The sequence below is a fragment of the Sphingomonas sp. UYAg733 genome, from assembly GCF_054057355.1.
The window spans coordinates 23,152-39,839 of the sequence record NZ_JBSRZE010000003.1 but is presented as its reverse complement, the minus strand read 5'-3'; the positions used below and the strand labels follow the sequence as shown (position 1 = coordinate 39,839).

Below are 16,688 nucleotides of genomic sequence, written 5' to 3'. Positions count from 1 at the left end.
ATTGCGCCAAGTGACCCATGGGCGCCGCCTATGAGGCGAATGGTCACGCATGGATGCTGAAACGAGTTCAGCATAAGGGGTTCCCGGCAACCCGGCCTTTGCCATCTCAGCCCCAACCCCCTAACAGCCCCATGATGCTGGCTGGACTGATTTTCGCGACTGACGATGCCGAGGACCGTCGCGGCACATTGGCGGCGACCTTGCCGTTCGGCGGGCTGACCCTGATCGAATTCCAGGCCCGGCTGGTGGTCGCTGCCGGCGTTTCGCACCTGGTCGTCGTCGTCGCGCGGCTCACGCCCGAACTGCTCGGCGCAATCAGCCGGATCGGGCGGCGCGGCGTATCGGTCGATGTCGTGCGCAACGCTGTCGAAGCGCGGGAGAAGCTTCATCCGCTTGCCCGCGTGCTGGTCGTCGCCGACGGCCTGGTGACGACCGGCGACGTGGTCGAATCGCTCGTCGGCTTGGGCCAGGATGCGCTGCTGACCATGTCCGAGCGCGATGCCATGCCCGGTTTCGAGCGCGTCGGCGCCGATACGGCCTGGGCCGGGCTGGCGCTGCTCGATCCTAAGCGCATTGCCGAGGTCGCGGCGATGCCCAGGGATTATGATTTCCAATCGACGCTGCTGCGCGTCGCGGCGCAGGCGCAGGTTACCCATATCGCCATGTCCCCCGGCGCGGCGGGTGGCGCGCATGGCATCGAACGTGATTCGCGCACGCTGGCCGATCGCGGCAATGTGATTCTTGCGGCGTTGGTGTCGAAACCGACCGCCTGGGCCGACCGCTTCCTGCTCGCGCCGCTGGCGCGTCTCGCGCTGCCGCGCCTGATGGCGCGCGGCGTGCCGAGTTGGGTACTGAGCGCGGTCGGTGTCGTGCTCGGCATCGGCGCCCTTGCGGCGACCTGGTTCGGCTGGCCGGCCACGGGGATCGCGTTGACCATCGTCGCGGCGTTGGCGCTAACCATCGGCGCGGCACTCGCCTGGCTCCGCGACGAGGAGAGGCATTCACGGACTCAACAGGCCATGATCCCCGCATTCGCGAGCCTCGCGGTGCTCGAACTGGGCCATGTCACGAGCGTGCATGCCGGCACCGCGACCGGCTGGACATTGGCGCTCGCGCTGACCGCCGCCGCCGCGCTTGTCGAACGCGCGGCGAGCGACCGCACGCGGCGACGCTGGTGGGGCAGCCCGGTCGCCTATCTCGTCGCGATGCTGGTGCCGGTCGGCGCCGGATACCCGCTGATCGGCCTCGCGCTCGCCGCACTCTATGCGACGCTGACGCTTTTTGCCGCGATCGAGGCGTTTCGCGAAAAGCCTTAGTGTCGTTTTAACCGCACTTCCCTAAGTCTAGATGCATGTCGATTACCGTTCGCGACATGGATGACGGCACCCAAAGGGGGGCCAGCCCGCTGCTCGTGCGCGCAGCGGGCGCAGACGCGCGTGCCGCCCGGCGCCTTGCGGTGGCGATCGACGACTTTTTTCTGCCCGAGGAGGCACGGCTAGACGATCGGTCGCGATCGGCGATGGCGTCGGCGCTTGCCGGCATGGTCGCGGCGATCGACGGCGCGCTACGGCAGCATGCCTCACGCCTGTTGATCTCGCGCGAGGAACTGGCGCTGGCCGCGGCGCTCACCGCACCGGGCATCCTGGTGCTCGACCGTCTCGTTGCGGCGGGGCTGCTCCGCGATACCGATCTGATGCGCGAACTTATCGCGCGGGTGCAGCAGGATGCACTGGGCGACGGCTTGCCCTCTACCGCACCCGACGAACCCGAGAAACCGAGCCTGCTGTCGCGTCTGGTGAATCAAGCCGATTCGGTTGTCGCGACGAGCGCGATGGCATTGCTCGCGGCGGAAAGCCGACGGCGCGGCGCCAGCGAGGGAGGCACCGGATCACACACGGATTTGCCCGCCGACTTGCATCACCGCCTGGTATGGTGGGTCGCCGCCGCTCTGCGCGAGCGTTTCGCGACCGGCGCGACGGAAGCGGTCGCGGCACTGGATCGCGCGCTGGCCGAGGCGGCGGTGCGCAGCCTTGCCGCGCATGACGAAGGCGATCGGCTCGAGGCGACCGCGATGCGCCTCGCCGTCGCGATCGAGGCGACGCCGCGCGAACTGCCGGCTTTGCTGGTCGAATCGCTCGGCGACCGCCGCATCGCCCTGTTCACCGCGCTTATCGGACATGCGATGGGGCTGGATTATAGCCAGGCACGTGAAGTCGTGATTGACCCCCGGGCCGACCGGCTATGGCTGGTGCTGCGCGCGCTGGAACTCGAACGCGAACCGATCGCCCGGATCGGCCTGGCGCTATGCGAGGCCGATCCGCGCCGCGATCTCGAAGGCTTTGCCGAATCGATCGGCGATATCGTCGCGGTGCCGGCCGATGCAGCGCGCGCCGCGCTCGCGCCGCTCAAGCTTCACCCCGATTACCGCGCTGCCCAGTTGGCGCTGACGCGCGGGCGTGCAGCATGAACGCGGTCGATTCCAGTCTGCCGCCGGTGCGCGGCCGGCTCGATCCTGAGGGAAGGCTGATCGAGGCAGATCAGCGCCTCAACGAACTCAACACACGCGCCGGCGGCGCGATCGGCCTGCCGATCGCCATTCCGCAGGTCGCGACTCTGGCGCGGCTGGCGCAGCGCCTCGGCATCCTGATTTCGCGCGGCGCGGTTGCCGGCGACGGTGATGGCGATGTCGATCTGTGGGTGCGCGCCAATCCGAGTGCGGAGGGCGTACGCCTGGAGATCACCGGCTGGCGCATGCGCTCGCCATGGCGGCCCGGCGCGCCCGAGGGCGATCGCGAAGGCGATTTCCTGCGCAGCGGTGCGGACTGGCTGTGGGAGACCGACGGGGCACTGCGGCTGAGCTTCCTGTCGGTCAACGCGGGTGCCAAACATGGCTTCGATGCGGGCGACATGCTCGGCCAGCCGCTGACGCGCCTGTTCGTGCTCGGTGAGGATCGCGAAGGGCAGTTTCCGATTCTGGGCAGTCTCGCGATGCGCCAGCGCTTCGACGACCAGTGCGCGACGATCCGCGCGACCGGACAGGCGGTGCGACTCGCCGCCACGCCGCGCACCGATCGGCAAGGCGCCTTCGCCGGTTTCATCGGCGCCACGCACATGATCGACCCGGAACCCGTCGCGGCAGCCCCGTTCCCGGAGAATGAAGGCATATCCGGCGCATTCGCGGCGCGGCTTGATTCGGCATTGCGCAATCCGCTCGGCCGAATCATCGCCAATGCCGACAGCATCAATGCGCAATCGGAAGGCCCGCTACGCCAAGATTATGCCGACTATGCCGCTGATATCGCCAGCGCCGGTCGCCATCTGATGGGCCTAGTCGACGATCTGGTCGATCTTCAGGCGATCGAGCGCCCGGACTTCCGCGTCGCGAGCGAAGCGATCGACCTCGCCGATGTCTCGCGCCGTGCCGCGGGGTTGCTCGGCGTGCGCGCGGGCGATGCGAAGGTGAAGATCGACAAACCGGCGCCCGGGGACATGTTGCCGGCGACCGGCGAATTCCGCCGCGCGCTACAGGTGCTGGTCAATCTGATCGGCAATGCGGTGCGGTATTCGCCCGCCGACGGCATGGTGTGGATCCGCACCGAACGCGAAGGCGATATCGCCGCAGTGATCGTCGCTGACCAGGGCAAGGGTATCGCGCTCGACGACCAGAAGCGCATTTTCGAGAAATTCGAACGCGTCGATCCACGCGAAGCGGGCGGCAGCGGCCTCGGCCTCTATATCGCGCGCCGTCTTGCCCGGGCGATGGGCGGCGACATCACCGTCGACAGCGCGCCGGGGCAGGGGGCACGCTTCGTGTTTACCTTGCCCTATCGGGAATAGCGGAACCGGCTCAGAGCCGGCGCGACCAGACGATCAATCCGCCGCCGAACGCCGCGATGATCGCGCCGTAGATCACCCATTGGCTTTTCGCGAGCATGAAGCTCGACGAAGGCCACATGATCATGCCGCTGCCCTGCGCGCAGAAGAACAGGCCCATCAGCGCCACGACGATACCGGCGAGCAGCAGGGCATGTTTCATAAACGCTTCTCGACCGCGACGTAATCGCGTTGCGCCGGGCCAGTGTAGAGCTGGCGCGGGCGGCCGATCTTCTGCTCTGGATCGGCGATCATCTCGTTCCACTGCGCGACCCAGCCGACGGTGCGGGCGAGCGCGAACAGGGCGGTGAACATCGTCGTCGGGAAACCGATCGCCGAGAGGATCACGCCGGAATAGAAATCGACGTTGGGGAACAGCTTCTTCTCGATGAAATACGGATCGTTGAGCGCCATTTCCTCAAGCTTCAGCGCGACGTCGAACACCGGGTCGGTGACGCCGAGTTCGCCAAGCACTTCACGCACGGTTTCCTGCATCACCGTCGCGCGCGGATCGTAGTTCTTGTACACGCGGTGGCCGAACCCCATCAGGCGGAACGGATCGTTCTTGTCCTTGGCGCGGGCGATATATTCCGGAATCCGATCGACCGTGCCGATTTCGCGCAGCATGTTGAGCGCGGCTTCGTTGGCGCCTCCATGTGCCGGACCCCATAGACAGGCGATGCCGGCCGCGATGCACGCGAAGGGATTGGCGCCCGATGAACCGGCGAGACGCACCGTCGAGGTCGAGGCGTTCTGCTCATGATCGGCATGAAGGATGAAGATGCGATCGAGCGCGCGCTCGACCACCGGGTTGACGACATATTCCTCGGCTGGAACGCCGAACGTCATGCGCAGGAAATTGCCGGTGTAGGACAAGGAGTTGTCGGGATAGAGGAAGGGCTGCCCGACCGAATATTTATACGCCATCGCGGCGATCGTCGGCATTTTCGCGATCAGCCGGTGGCTGGCGATCATCCGCTGGCGCGGATCGGTGATGTCGGCGGAGTCATGATAGAAAGCGGACAGCGCGCCGACCACGCCGCACATGATCGCCATCGGATGCGCGTCGCGGCGGAAACCGCGATAAAAAGTCGCGAGCTGCTCATGCAGCATGGTGTGACGGCTGATGGTGTAGCTGAAATTGTCCAGTTCGGCCTTGGTCGGCAGTTCGCCGTTGAGCAGCAGATACGATACTTCCATGAAGCTCGACTGCTTGGACAATTCGCCGATCGTATAGCCGCGATGGAGCAGGATGCCCTCGTCACCATCGATATAGGTGATCGCCGAATCGCAGCTTGCGGTCGAGGTGAAGCCGGGATCGTAGGTGAATTTGCCGGTCTGGGCATAGAGCTTGCGGATATCGATGACGTCGGGGCCGACGGTGCCCGGCATCACGGCAAAATCCAGATCTTTGCCGCCGACGCTCAGCTTTGCGGTGTCGCTCATCGATTACGTCCTTTTTCTCTGCGGCCCAACCCTCGAGACGAGTCAGGCGGCCATCTGATCGGCGATCCGACCGAGGCTCTCGTCACGCCCGAGCAAATCGAGCACTTCGAAAATCCCGGGCGAGGTTTTCTTGCCGGTCAATGCCGCGCGTAACGGTTGCGCGACCTGACCCAGTTTCGTCCCCGCCTCCTCGGCAATCTGCCGAACCGCGTCTTCAAGTTTCTCCGTATCCCAGCCGTCGAGCGCGTCAAGCTTGCTATGTGCAAGTGCGAGAATTCTGCGCCCATCGGCGGTCAGCAGGTCGGCGGCCGCGGCGTCGATTTCAAGGGGACGGGTATTAAACAGGAAGGCGGTACCGCTGGTCAGCTCGATCAGATTGGCGGCGCGCGGCTTCAGCGCTGCCATGCTGCGCCGCAAAAGATCGCGCTGTCGTGCGTCGGGTTCGAAGTCGAGCCGGCCGGCCACCATATCGGCCAGCCGCGCATCATCGGCGAGCCGGATGTAATGACCATTTAGGTTCTCCAGCTTCTTCAAATCAAACCGCGATGGTGATTTTCCGACGCCAGCAAGGCTGAACCATTCGACCGCCTGTTCGCGGCTGATGATCTCGTCGTCACCATGGCCCCAGCCGAGCCGAAGCAGATAATTGTTCAGCGCCTCGGGCAGGATGCCGAGCTCGTCACGGTACGAATCGACCCCGACCGCGCCATGCCGCTTGGACAGCTTACCGCCGTCCGATCCGTGGATCATCGGCACATGGGCGTAGATTGGTTCGGGCCAGCCCATTCCGCGGATCACGCTCAACTGACGGAACGCGTTGTTGAGATGATCGTCGCCGCGAATGACATGCGTCACGCCCATGTCGTGATCATCGACCACCACCGCGAGCATGTAAGTCGGCGTGCCGTCGGAGCGGAGCAGGACGAAATCGTCGAGTTCGGCATTTTGCACGGTGACCGGGCCCTGGACCTGGTCGTCGATCGTCGTTGCACCATCCTTCGGGGCCTTGATCCGCACCACGAAGGGGGTGCCTTCGGGCGCTTCGCTCGCATCGCGATCACGCCAGCGGCCATCGTAACGCATCGGCAGCTTCGCGGCCCTTTGGCTTTCGCGCAGCGCGGTCAGCTCTTCGGCGGTGGCATAGCATTTATAGGCATGGCCCGAGGCGAGCAGTTGATACGCGACCTCGGCATGGCGCGGCGCGCGCTCGAACTGGAAAATAGCATCGCCGTTCCAATTCAGGTCAAGCCAGGTCATCGAATCGAGAATCGCATCGATCGCCGGCTGAGTCGAACGCGCGCGATCGGTATCTTCGATGCGCAGCAGGAATTTGCCGCCATTCGCCTTGGCAAACAACCAGTTGAACAATGCGGTGCGCGCCCCGCCGATATGCAGGAAACCGGTCGGCGACGGTGCAAAACGGGTAACGACCGGTTTTGTCGTCGAAATGCCCCCCGATATACCCGGGGTGGTGGCATCAGCAATTGCGCTCAAGCGCGCATCCTTTCAGACTTGGATCAGATGGCCAGTTCAGCCGCCCACGCCCCTAGCACGCGACCTTGGCCGCTTCAAATCGGTCAGGGATGGCGTGTGTCCGTCATTCGCGATGCGCTAGAACGCTGGCTCGAAGCTGAGCGCGACCAGCTGATATTATGGTTTCCGGTAGCGGTCGGTGCTGGCGTGACGGCGTGGCTGATACTGCCCGATCCTCTGGCATGGCGCGCCGCATTACTGGTGGCGAGCGCGGTGGCGTTTCTGGCGCTTGCGGTTGGATGCGGCGGCAGGGCGGGCAGGGCGGTCGGCGTCGGTGCGCTGGCCATGGCGCTCGGTCTCGCACTGGTGTGGTGGCGCGCGAGCGATGCCGCCGGGATCGTGCTTACGCGGCCAGCGATCGTCGCGTTCGAGGCACGGGTCGAGACGATCGAACCGCTGGCGGCGCGCGAACTGGTCCGGCTGCGGCTGGCGCCAATCCGGGTGATCGATCAGCCGACGGATCGAAAACCGACCAGGCTGCCGGAGCATGTGCGCGTAAACCTGGCCGAGGACGATGTACCCGCGGCGCTCACGCGCGGCGCGACGATCCGGTTGAAAGCGCGGTTGATGCCACCGCCCCAACCCGCGGTGCCGGGGGCCTATGATTATGCCCGCGTTGCCTGGTTCGACGGGATCGGCGGCACGGGACGTGGCTTCGCGCCGATTGCGGTGATCGCAGCGGGCGACGCGCCGGGCGCGGGCCTGCGCGATCGGCTCTCGCGCCATATCCAGAGCCACGTCGATGGCAGCGCGGGCGGGATCGCCAGCGCACTCGCGACCGGCGACCAGGGCGCGATCGCCGAGGAAGATGCGGAGGCGATGCGCCGTTCCGGCCTTGCGCATCTATTGTCGGTCAGCGGACTGCACATCACAGCGGTTGTGGCGGCGACAATGCTGGTGGTCCTCAGGCTGTTGGCGCTGAGCCCCTGGCTTGCCCTTCGTTTCCGCTTGCCGCTGATCGCCGCGGCAGCCGGTGCCGCGGCGGCGATTGGCTACACCCTGCTCACCGGATCGCAGGTGCCGACGATCCGCTCCTGCGTCGCGGCCCTACTCGTGCTCGCCGCGCTAGCGATGGGACGCGAGGCGATGACCTTGCGGCTGGTCGCGGCCGGTGCGGTGGTCGTGGTGTTGCTCTGGCCCGAAGCGCTTGCCGGGCCGAGCTTCCAGCTATCCTTCGCCGCGATCACCGCGATCGTCGCGCTGCACGAACATCCGCGCGTGAAATCCTGGTTCGCGCCGCGCGGCGAGCGCTGGATCGCCAGGGTCGGCAGGGGGCTCGGATCGCTGATCCTGACCGGGCTCGCGGTGGAATTTTCACTGATGCCGATCGCGTTGTTCCACTTTCACAAGGCCGGTTTTTACGGCGCACTGGCCAATATCGTCGCGATTCCCTGGACCACGTTCGTCGTGATGCCGTTGGAAGCGCTGGCGCTGTTGCTCGATACCGCCAGCCTCGGCGCACCCTTATGGTGGCTTACCGACCATTCGCTCAACCTGTTGTTATGGCTGGCGCGGACGACCGCCGGACTGCCCGGGTCGGTCGCGGCACTACCAGCCATGCCTGCGGGCTCCTATGCGTTGATGGTGCTGGGTGGATTATGGATTGCCTTGTGGCGCACGAGATGGCGGCGGCTCGGGCTGGTTCCGCTTGCGGCCGGAATCCTGTGGGCGTTGATGACGCCGGCACCCGATCTGCTGATCACCGGCGACGGGCGTCACGTCGCGATCCGTACGACAAATGGCGGGCTGGCTTTGCTGCGTGACCGGGTCGGTGATTATACGTCAGACATGCTCACCGAAAATAGCGGGGTCGACGGCGAACCGCTATTGCTGTCAGATCAGCCCGACGCGCGGTGCAATCGCGATCTGTGCCTGACCGAGCGGCGTATCGGCGGCCGGACCTGGCGCATCCTCGCCACGCGCAGCGCCTATCTGGTGCCGGCTGGCGAGCTGATCGCGGCGTGCAAAGGGGCGGACATCGTGATCAGCGATCGGCGCCTGCCTATGGCTTGTACACCGCGCTGGCTGAAGCTCGACCGGCCGACCCTGGCACAGACCGGCGGCGTCGCGATCACGCTTTCCAGCGGCAGTGTCGCCACCGTCTACCAGCCGGGTGACCGCCACCCGTGGCGGACGCCCGGCACTGAAATTAATCGTAACGGCGCAAAAGGCCGGCGAGCTTACCCTGAACGCGGACCTGCGCCGGGGAATAACGCTGCGCGTCATAAGCCCGGTTCGCCGGGTCGAGCCGGACCATCGCCCCTTCGCGGCGGAAATATTTGAGCGTCGCCTCGCTATCGTCGATCAAGGCGACGACGATTTCTCCGTCGCGCGCCGTATCGGCGCGGCGGATCAGCGCATAGTCGCCGTCGAGGATGCCAGCCTCGACCATCGAGTCGCCCGACACTTCGAGCGCATAATGTTCGCCGCCACCGAGCAATGCAGCGGGAACAGCGAGCATCGAACTGCCCTCGAACGCCTCGATCGGCACACCGGCGGCGATGCGGCCGTGCAATGGGATCTCGATCACGTCGTTGGCGGGTTCGGGCAGGACCCGGATATTGGCCGGTGAAGCAGGCGTCTTGCGCGCGACATCGCCGCGTTCCGGCACTTTCAACACTTCCAATGCGCGGGCGCGATTGGGCAGGCGGCGAATGAACTGGCGTTCCTCGAGCGCGCTGATCAGGCGGTGCACGCCCGATTTCGACTTGAGATCAAGTGCCTCCTTCATTTCCTCGAACGAAGGCGACACGCCGGTTTCGGCGAGACGATCACTGATGAAGCAGATCAGCTCATGCTGTTTGCGCGTTAACATCCGAATTCCTCCGTCGGAACAGACTGGGAACGTTTTCGCAATGTTCCTCGTGCTTGTCAAGCGATGCGCAGAGTATCGACGATTTCGCCCGTCGCGGCGGCGGGCGCATGGGGCGCGCGGAGGATCAGGCAGTCGGCGCGCGAGAGTGTGCGGAGCATCGACGAGTCCTGGATCGTCGAGGCGAAAACCCGGCCATCACGGGTTTCCGCGCGCAGATAATCGTGACGATGGTCATTGGCGGCGAGCGCTTCGCCGAGCATCGCCGGCGTCGTGCGCGGCAGCGGATCGGCCGCGCCGGCCATTGCGGCGATCAATGGGCGCAGGAACAGCGTTGCGGTGACGAAGGCGGAAACCGGGTTGCCGGGGAGGCCGAGCACGATCGCTTCGCGGAGCCGCCCCGCCATCATCGGCTTGCCCGGGCGCAGCGCGACACGCCAGAAATCGATAATGCCCCCCGCGGCCTCGAGTGCGGGGCGAACGAGATCATGATCGCCGACCGACGCGCCGCCGGTGGTGACGAGGATATCCGCATCGACGCGCGCCAGGGCCGCGGTCATCACGTCGAGACGGTCGGGCAGGATGCCGAAATCGACCACCTCGACCGGCAAGTCGTCGAGCATCGCGGCGAGCATCACGCCATTGGATTCGGGAAGGCCCGCGCTACCGATCGCCGCACCGGGCGCGGTCAATTCGTCGCCGGTCGCAACGATCGCAACGCGGATCGATCGGCTTACGTGAAGTGCGCCATGCCCACCGGTCGCGGCAACCGCGATGCGCGCCGGTGTGAGGCGTTCGCCACGCGCCACGAGGATGTCGCCAGTTGCGAAGTCGAGCCCTTTGCCGCGTGTATTGCCGCCGAGCCGGCGCGGACCTTCGCCGGCCAGTGTCACGATATTCCCGTCGTGCGCGACTTCCTCCTGGATCATCACCGTATCCGCGCCCTCGGGCATCGCCGCACCGGTGAAGATGCGAGCGGTTTCTTTCGCGCCGACAGCCCCGGCGAACGGCCGGCCGGCGGCACTTTCGCCGATCAGGGTGAAAGGGCCGGGCAGGTCGGCGTAGCGAATCGCATAACCGTCCATCGCCGAAAGATCGGCGGCGGGCTGAGTCCGCAAAGCGACGATGTCGGCCGCCGCCCAGCGATTGGCGGCGGCGCGCAGCGTTACGGTTTCACTCGAAACGCGGGGCGCGAGCGCGAAAAGCCGCGACTGGGCCTCGGCGAGAGGAAGAAGAGCGGGTGGGTTCACAGGCGGTGATGTACCCGGCAGGCCGCGCCCGCGTCCACCATGCTAAACAAGAGCAAGGCGAACAAATGCAAGCCCGGCAGCACCGACCCTCGATGAACGACCGTGCCACGCCGGGTTCAGGAACATTGCGCCATGTTCCACGCTTTGGGGCGCACCAGGAGTTGGATGCCATGACCAAGCGAATACACCCGAGCCTTCGCCGGGCCAGTGCCGCGATCGCCATTGCGGCGTCGCTGATGCTTGCCGGATGCAATCCCGAGGCCGCGACCGACAGGGACAAGGCTGCCTATCAATTGCCCGAACTGCCGGCGACGCTGCCGCTCGCGGCCGGCGCGGCAACGGCTATCCGGCCCGCTGCGGCGGTGGCGGCACTTCCTGCGGCACGTCCGATAAGGGCGGTGCAGCTGGCCGACCCGGGCCAATCCTATGCCTATGCCGACGATGCCTGGGGCTTTGCCGACGCGCTCGGCGACGCGCCGCCCGATTACGGCTTCGACTATGACGAGGTCGAGCCTTGGGCTTGGCAGGGCTATGACGATTCGATCGCTTTTGCCGAGCCGATCGATGACGGATACCGCTATTATTATTACCGCCCGGGCGCCGATTCGCCCTATTTCGTGCGCGATGGCGATGAAGGCTATGGCTATGACGATGGTCAGCTTGCTGTCGTCTATGCCGCCGGCGGCGGGATCCTTCCTTATAGCTCTTATGGGCCACGCCAGGATTATGCCGCGCGCTATTACGAGCGCGGCCGCAATCTCTATCAATCGTCGCGCCAGCGTCGTCCGGTGGTTGCCGCCAATTGGGCCGCGCGCCGCGATGCAATTGTGGTCGCGCGGACGCGCTGGTCGGCGGAGCGCTCGCGCGAGACCGATTGGCAGCGTTACCATGCCGGCGTAGAGCAGCGGCAACGGCGCCACTGGGGTCAGGAACAGGTGCGCCGTCGCGCCGATATCGTGCGCTACGACACCTGGCACGATCAGCGCTTTCGCACCCCGCCGCCTCCACGCGCCATTCCTGCCGCCTGGACGCAGGCGCCCTGGGCGCGTGACTCCAATCGCTACGCCCCGGCCGCGCGCGGCTTTGCCGGTGACCGCGCCGAGCGCCAACGCGCAGTCGCGATCGAGCGCCGTCGCGTCGCCACCTTGGCGGCACGACCGGTCGACACACACGACGATGTGCGCCGCGCTGCGATCGAACGGCAACGCGCGCTGGGCCAGCAGCAGGACGATCTACGGTTCGCGGGCCGCAACGGTGCCGACCGACAGCGCCTTCAGGCGCAACGGCAGGCCGACGCGGCGCGTCGCCAGGGTGACCGCGCCCGGCAGGTCGCGGCAGGCGATGCCGCGCAGCGCGATCGACAGGCGCGCGCGCTGGCGATGCAACAGCGCCGTGCCGGGCTCGATCGGGATCGGTCGGTTCAGGTGACGCAACAGGCAAGGCGCGCCCAGGCGCAGGATGACCAGCAAGCCCGCGCCGTACAGGCACGTCAACGCCAGCAAGCGCAATCCCAGGCACGCGCCGCGCAACTCGAACAGCGTCGACAGGGCCGGGTGGCGGCGCAGCGGACGCAGGTAGAACAACGTCGTCAGGGTCAGGCGCGCGCCGTCGAAGCGCAGCAGCGTCGACAGGCGCTGGCACAAATCCAGGCTCAGCGGCGACAACAGGGGCAGGTGCGCGCTGCACAGGCGCAGCAACGTCAGGCGCAGGTCCAGCAGCGCGCCGTGCAAGCCCAGCAACGTCAGGCTGCTCAAGGTCAGGCTCGCGCCGCACAGGTCCAGCAGCGCCAGCAAGCTCAGGATCGCTCGGCACAAGCGCAGCAGCGTCAGGCAGCCCAGGGCCAGGCCCGCGCGGCACAGGCTCAACAACGCCAACAGGCTCAGGCTCGCGCGATGCAGGCTCAGCAGCGTCAGGCGGCGCAAGGTCAGGCCCGCGCGGCGCAAGCTCAACAGCGCCAACAGGCTCAAGAGCAGGCTCGTTCCGCTCAGGAGCAACGGCAGCAGGTACAAGCTCAGGCACGCGCAGCGCAGATGCAGGCGCGCGCCGCGACGCGGCCGGCGGCCGCGGCACGCCCGGCAGAACCGCCGCGGGCCGATCGCCACGGCGGCCGGGACCGCTGATCCAGTATGATAGGCGCGGCGGGCTCGGCCGATCGGCAGGGCCGACCGCGCAGGTCGTTCAGGCCGACCAGTCTCCGGATTTGCCGCCGGTCTTCGACAACAAGCGCACACTGCCGATGATCATTGCCTTATCGATCGCCTTGGCCATGTCGTAGATCGTCAACAGGGTGACGGAGACGGCGGTGAGCGCCTCCATTTCGACCCCGGTCTTGCCGTCGGTGGTGGCGGTCGCGGTGGCCTCGACGCTGCTTTCGTCGATCTTCAAGTCGATCGCGACGCGTGACAATGGCAGGGGATGGCAGAGTGGGATCAGGTCGCTGGTGCGCTTGGCCGCCATGATACCGGCGACCCGCGCAACCGCGAGCACATCGCCCTTGGCCGCCGCGCCGTCGCGGATCGCGCTGACCGCGGCGGCGGACATGGTGATGCGCCCGGTGGCGACGGCCTCACGCAAGGTGATCGCCTTGCCCGACACATCGACCATATGCGCCGCGCCTGCCGGGTCGAGATGGGTGAGTTCGCTCACCCCACCAGCGCCCGCGTCGCCGCCTCGATATCGTGCTGCCGCATCAGCGCCTCGCCGATCAGGAAGCATTTCACGCCGCGTTCGGCCATCGCGTCGAGATCGGCGCGTGTCGTGAGGCCGCTTTCGGCGACGAAAGTGCAACCGGCCGGCGCCTTCGACACCAGTTCATAGGTGCGTGCGAAATCCACCGTGAAATCGCGCAGGTTTCGGTTGTTGACGCCGATCAGCCGCGACTGGAGTTTCATCGCGCGGTCGAGTTCTTTGGCGTCATGCACCTCGACCAGCACGTCCATGCCGCATTCGATCGCCGCCGCTTCGATCTCGGCGAGCAGCGTGTCATCGAGCGCGGCCATGATCAGCAGGATCGCATCGGAACCGATCGACCGTGCCTCCGGCACTTGCCAAACATCGACCATGAAATCCTTGCGCAGCACGGGCAGCGTGCATGCCGCGCGCGCTTCGGTCAGATAATGGTCAGCACCCTGGAACCATGGCTCGTCGGTGAGCACCGATAGGCAAGCGGCACCCCCGGCCTGATAGGCGCGGGCATGGGCAGGGGGATCGAAATCGGCACGGATCAGGCCCTTGGAGGGGCTCGCCTTCTTGATTTCGGCGATCAGCGCGTGGCCGGTCATGGCCTTGGCGTCGAGCGCGGCGCGAAAGCCGCGCGGCGGTGTTTGTTCGGCGCGCCGCGCATCGAGTTCGGATAGCGATGTGGTCGCCTTGCGCGCGGTCACCTCCGCGCGCTTGGTCTCGAGTATGCGGTCGAGGATATCGGTCATGAATAAGCGATCCAGCGGTCGAGCAGCGCGTTGGCCGCGCCAGAATCGATCGCCTCGCGCGCGGCATCGACACCGTCGCTCAGCGTATCGTTATGACCCGCGACCATCAAAGCAGCGGCTGTGTTGAGCAGAACGGCATCGCGATATCCGCCAGTCTCGCCGGCGAGCAATCGGCGCAGCGCCGCGGCATTATAGGCCGGGTCGCCGCCATGGATCGCGGCGATCGGATGACGCGGCAGGCCGGCATCCTCGGGCGTGATGCGCGCCGGCATCTTCAGGCTGCCGACGCTGATCGTGACACTGGGGCCGGCACCGGACAATTCATCGAGACCCTCTTCGCCGGACGCGACCAGGGCCGCCTCGGTGCCGAGCTGTTCCAGCGCTTCGGCATAAACGGTCGCATAGTCGGGCCGGGCGATGCCGATCAGCTGGCGTCCGACGCGCGCCGGGTTAGCGAGCGGACCCATCAGGTTGAAGATCGTCCGGCGACCGATCTTCTTGCGAATGGGGGTGATGCGCTTCATCGCCGGATGATGATTGCCGGCGAACAGGAACGCGATGCCGATATCGCGCAGGCTCGCCTCGGCCAGCAGACCGGCGCGTTCCATGTCGAGCCCGAGCACCTCAAGCGTATCGGCCGCACCCGCCTTGGACGATGCGGCGCGATTGCCATGCTTGGCGACCGGAATACCGCAGGCCGCGACGACCAGCGAGACGGCGGTCGATACGTTTAGCGTGTGATGGCCGTCGCCACCGGTACCGCAGACATCGACCGCGCCGGCCGGCGCGGCGATCGGGATCAGGCGCGCACGGAGCGCTCGCGCCGCCTCGGCGATCTCGATGCTGGTTTCGCCGCGATCGGTCAGCGCGATGAGGAAGTCGGCGATCGCTTCCTCCGACGTCTTCGCATCGAGGATATCGGCAAAGGCCCGCGCCGCGCTTTCGTGCGACAAGGGCGTGCTTGGATCGGGCAGCGGGGCGAGTATCGTCACGCCGGCGCCTTTGCGGTTAGTGTCTTTACCGGAAGCCCCGCGATGCGCAGGAAATTCGCCAGCAAGGCATGGCCATGTTCGGTGGCGATGCTTTCGGGATGGAATTGCACGCCGTGGATCGGCAGCGTCGCGTGACGAACGCCCATCACCGATCCATCGGCAGCGGTCGCGTTGACGATCAGCGTATCGGGCGCGTCCTCGACGATCAGCGAATGGTAACGCGTCGCGATGAACGGGCTGGGCAACCCCTCGAACAGGCCGGTGCCGTCATGCGACACGGGGCTGGTCTTGCCATGCATCAGGCCGCCGCGCACGACCTTGCCGCCGAAATGCTGGCCGATCGCCTGATGGCCGAGGCAAACCCCCAGCAGCGGCTTATATGCCTCGGCACACGCGGCGACCAGGTCGAGGCTGATACCGGCTTCATTGGGGGTGCACGGCCCGGGTGAAATCAGGAATGCCTGCGCATTGCTCGCGATCGCGTCGCGCACCGTCAGCGCATCGTTGCGCACGACTTTTACCTCGGCACCCAGCTCCATCAGATAATGGACCAGGTTCCACGTAAAGCTGTCGTAGTTGTCGATGACCAGGATCATACACGCGCCGCTAGCGCGTTTGCAGCACCACCACAATCGGCCCGATTGGAACGCCGTCATCGCGTCGGCCGGAGGCGATGTCCCAGAGCGACGATACCGCGCCGTCCAGGTACAGCGCATTCGGGCAATCCAGACGATCGCGAAACAACCGCGCGAATTTGCCAAAGGATACCGGAGCATCGCTGATCGCGAAAAATGCTTTCCCGTCATGATTGATGCCGACGGCGTTACGGATAAAGCGCGATTCGCCATTCTCGGCCAACGCCGGATTAAAAGCTCCCTTGTTCACCAGCATCGGCCCCGATTGAGTCGCGAAGTGCAGCGATGCCGGCGCGCGCGCGGCAAAAGCGGCAGTCGTCGCCACGTGCCAGCCGCTGTCGTCGCCATAAAAGACACCATTGGGCATCATATGGAAATTGCCCGTGCCGCGCCGCCGATTCAATGGCCGGAGTTCCTTGTTGTGCTCGACGTACAGGCCGACCGGCAGACCGGCATCGTCATACATGCCGGCATTCATCGCGAACGCCATTGGGTTGAGGCGGCTTCTCCACACCGCTTCGAGTCGGCGAAAGCTGCGCATCGGCTTGTCCTGCGCATCAAGCTCGGCGAGCTGGATGCTGTGTTCCGCCGGATTGGCGGTGCAGATAGTGAAGGGGACATCGTCGAATATCGTCGAATCGCAGGCCCCTTGTTTGGCAAACACGGCCGGTGGCGCCCCATTGCGAGAACCGCTGCTCGCATCGCATCCGGTCGCGAGC

General features: G+C 66.0%; 14 protein-coding genes and 1 pseudogene. 5 read left to right on the top strand and 10 right to left on the bottom strand.

Annotation, left to right across the window (positions count from 1 at the left end):
* The first annotated feature begins 134 nt into the window (after nucleotides 1-134).
* From ACVWZA_RS07570 to ACVWZA_RS07560, 3 genes are read left to right on the top strand one after another with little or no spacing between them, the layout of a single operon-like run.
* Nucleotides 135-1,316: a hypothetical protein gene (locus ACVWZA_RS07570; protein ID WP_457310585.1), complete on the top strand. Its 1,182-nt coding sequence runs from the start codon at nucleotides 135-137 to the stop codon at nucleotides 1,314-1,316.
* Between the two features lie 35 nt (nucleotides 1,317-1,351).
* Nucleotides 1,352-2,467, top strand: a complete 1,116-nt coding sequence (locus ACVWZA_RS07565; RefSeq protein ID WP_457310583.1) for a DUF2336 domain-containing protein — start codon at nucleotides 1,352-1,354, stop codon at nucleotides 2,465-2,467.
* Complete coding sequence (locus tag ACVWZA_RS07560) at nucleotides 2,464-3,837, top strand: sensor histidine kinase (protein ID WP_457310582.1); 1,374 nt, start codon at nucleotides 2,464-2,466, stop codon at nucleotides 3,835-3,837. The genes ACVWZA_RS07565 and ACVWZA_RS07560 overlap by 4 nt, the downstream gene beginning before the upstream one ends.
* Nucleotides 3,838-3,847: 10 nt before the next feature.
* On the opposite strand, the gene ACVWZA_RS07555 is transcribed toward ACVWZA_RS07560, so the two are convergent.
* Genes ACVWZA_RS07555 through gltX form a run of 3 tightly spaced genes read right to left on the bottom strand, consistent with a single transcriptional unit; the run spans nucleotide 3,848 to nucleotide 6,804 of the window.
* Nucleotides 3,848-4,036, bottom strand: coding sequence for a hypothetical protein (locus ACVWZA_RS07555; protein WP_457310581.1), 189 nt, complete (start codon nucleotides 4,034-4,036; stop codon nucleotides 3,848-3,850).
* The gene (locus ACVWZA_RS07550; RefSeq protein ID WP_457310580.1) at nucleotides 4,033-5,319 is read right to left on the bottom strand and encodes a citrate synthase; all 1,287 of its coding nucleotides are present in this window, start codon (nucleotides 5,317-5,319) and stop codon (nucleotides 4,033-4,035) included. The genes ACVWZA_RS07555 and ACVWZA_RS07550 overlap by 4 nt, the downstream gene beginning before the upstream one ends.
* Nucleotides 5,320-5,361: 42 nt before the next feature.
* Nucleotides 5,362-6,804, bottom strand: coding sequence for a glutamate--tRNA ligase (gltX, locus tag ACVWZA_RS07545; protein ID WP_457310864.1), 1,443 nt, complete (start codon nucleotides 6,802-6,804; stop codon nucleotides 5,362-5,364).
* Between the two features lie 36 nt (nucleotides 6,805-6,840).
* Between gltX and ACVWZA_RS07540 the strand changes: the two are divergent.
* Nucleotides 6,841-9,024 (top strand): annotated as a pseudogene (locus ACVWZA_RS07540) (ComEC/Rec2 family competence protein); the annotation flags it as partial.
* Here ACVWZA_RS07540 and lexA read toward each other — a convergent pair.
* Nucleotides 9,002-9,667 carry a transcriptional repressor LexA gene (lexA, locus tag ACVWZA_RS07535; protein WP_457310579.1) on the bottom strand — a complete coding sequence of 222 codons (666 nt, stop codon included), beginning with the start codon at nucleotides 9,665-9,667 and terminating at the stop codon, nucleotides 9,002-9,004. The pseudogene ACVWZA_RS07540 and the gene lexA overlap by 23 nt on opposite strands.
* Before the next feature lie 56 nt (nucleotides 9,668-9,723).
* A complete protein-coding gene (locus ACVWZA_RS07530) occupies nucleotides 9,724-10,914 on the bottom strand; it encodes a molybdopterin molybdotransferase MoeA (RefSeq protein ID WP_457310578.1) in 1,191 nt (396 codons plus the stop codon).
* 170 nt (nucleotides 10,915-11,084) lie between these two features.
* Between ACVWZA_RS07530 and ACVWZA_RS07525 the strand changes: the two genes are divergently transcribed.
* Complete coding sequence (locus tag ACVWZA_RS07525) at nucleotides 11,085-13,034, top strand: hypothetical protein (RefSeq protein ID WP_457310576.1); 1,950 nt, start codon at nucleotides 11,085-11,087, stop codon at nucleotides 13,032-13,034.
* A 58-nt stretch (nucleotides 13,035-13,092) separates the two neighbouring features.
* Here the strand turns inward: ACVWZA_RS07525 and moaC are convergent, their stop codons facing one another.
* Genes moaC through ACVWZA_RS07500 form a run of 5 tightly spaced genes read right to left on the bottom strand, consistent with a single transcriptional unit; the run spans nucleotide 13,093 to nucleotide 16,633 of the window.
* Nucleotides 13,093-13,560 carry a cyclic pyranopterin monophosphate synthase MoaC gene (moaC, locus tag ACVWZA_RS07520; protein ID WP_457310575.1) on the bottom strand — a complete coding sequence of 156 codons (468 nt, stop codon included), beginning with the start codon at nucleotides 13,558-13,560 and terminating at the stop codon, nucleotides 13,093-13,095.
* Nucleotides 13,557-14,342 carry an indole-3-glycerol phosphate synthase TrpC gene (trpC, locus tag ACVWZA_RS07515; protein WP_457310574.1) on the bottom strand — a complete coding sequence of 262 codons (786 nt, stop codon included), beginning with the start codon at nucleotides 14,340-14,342 and terminating at the stop codon, nucleotides 13,557-13,559. The genes moaC and trpC overlap by 4 nt, the downstream gene beginning before the upstream one ends.
* Nucleotides 14,339-15,334 (bottom strand): anthranilate phosphoribosyltransferase, encoded by a 996-nt coding sequence (gene trpD / locus ACVWZA_RS07510; RefSeq protein ID WP_457310573.1) that lies wholly within the window; start codon nucleotides 15,332-15,334, stop codon nucleotides 14,339-14,341. Before trpD ends, trpC begins: the two co-directional genes overlap by 4 nt.
* On the bottom strand, nucleotides 15,331-15,930 hold the full coding sequence (locus ACVWZA_RS07505; RefSeq protein ID WP_457310572.1) for an anthranilate synthase component II: 600 nt from the start codon (nucleotides 15,928-15,930) through the stop codon (nucleotides 15,331-15,333). The genes trpD and ACVWZA_RS07505 overlap by 4 nt, the downstream gene beginning before the upstream one ends.
* Nucleotides 15,931-15,940: 10 nt before the next feature.
* Complete coding sequence (locus ACVWZA_RS07500; RefSeq protein ID WP_457310571.1) at nucleotides 15,941-16,633, bottom strand: phosphodiester glycosidase family protein; 693 nt, start codon at nucleotides 16,631-16,633, stop codon at nucleotides 15,941-15,943.
* Nucleotides 16,634-16,688: the final 55 nt, after the last annotated feature.

What these genes read in the sequence shown, in the direction of transcription:
- ACVWZA_RS07555 (WP_457310581.1), bottom strand. Translation starts at nt 4,036, where the DNA reads ATGAAACATGCCCTGCTGCTCGCCGGTATCGTCGTGGCGCTGATGGGC.
- ACVWZA_RS07565 (WP_457310583.1), top strand. Translation starts at nt 1,352, where the DNA reads ATGTCGATTACCGTTCGCGACATGGATGACGGCACCCAAAGGGGGGCC.
- trpC (WP_457310574.1), bottom strand. Translation starts at nt 14,342, where the DNA reads ATGACCGATATCCTCGACCGCATACTCGAGACCAAGCGCGCGGAGGTG.
- ACVWZA_RS07505 (WP_457310572.1), bottom strand. Translation starts at nt 15,930, where the DNA reads ATGATCCTGGTCATCGACAACTACGACAGCTTTACGTGGAACCTGGTC.
- lexA (WP_457310579.1), bottom strand. Translation starts at nt 9,667, where the DNA reads ATGTTAACGCGCAAACAGCATGAGCTGATCTGCTTCATCAGTGATCGT.
- ACVWZA_RS07525 (WP_457310576.1), top strand. Translation starts at nt 11,085, where the DNA reads ATGACCAAGCGAATACACCCGAGCCTTCGCCGGGCCAGTGCCGCGATC.
- ACVWZA_RS07560 (WP_457310582.1), top strand. Translation starts at nt 2,464, where the DNA reads ATGAACGCGGTCGATTCCAGTCTGCCGCCGGTGCGCGGCCGGCTCGAT.
- ACVWZA_RS07550 (WP_457310580.1), bottom strand. Translation starts at nt 5,319, where the DNA reads ATGAGCGACACCGCAAAGCTGAGCGTCGGCGGCAAAGATCTGGATTTT.
- ACVWZA_RS07570 (WP_457310585.1), top strand. Translation starts at nt 135, where the DNA reads ATGCTGGCTGGACTGATTTTCGCGACTGACGATGCCGAGGACCGTCGC.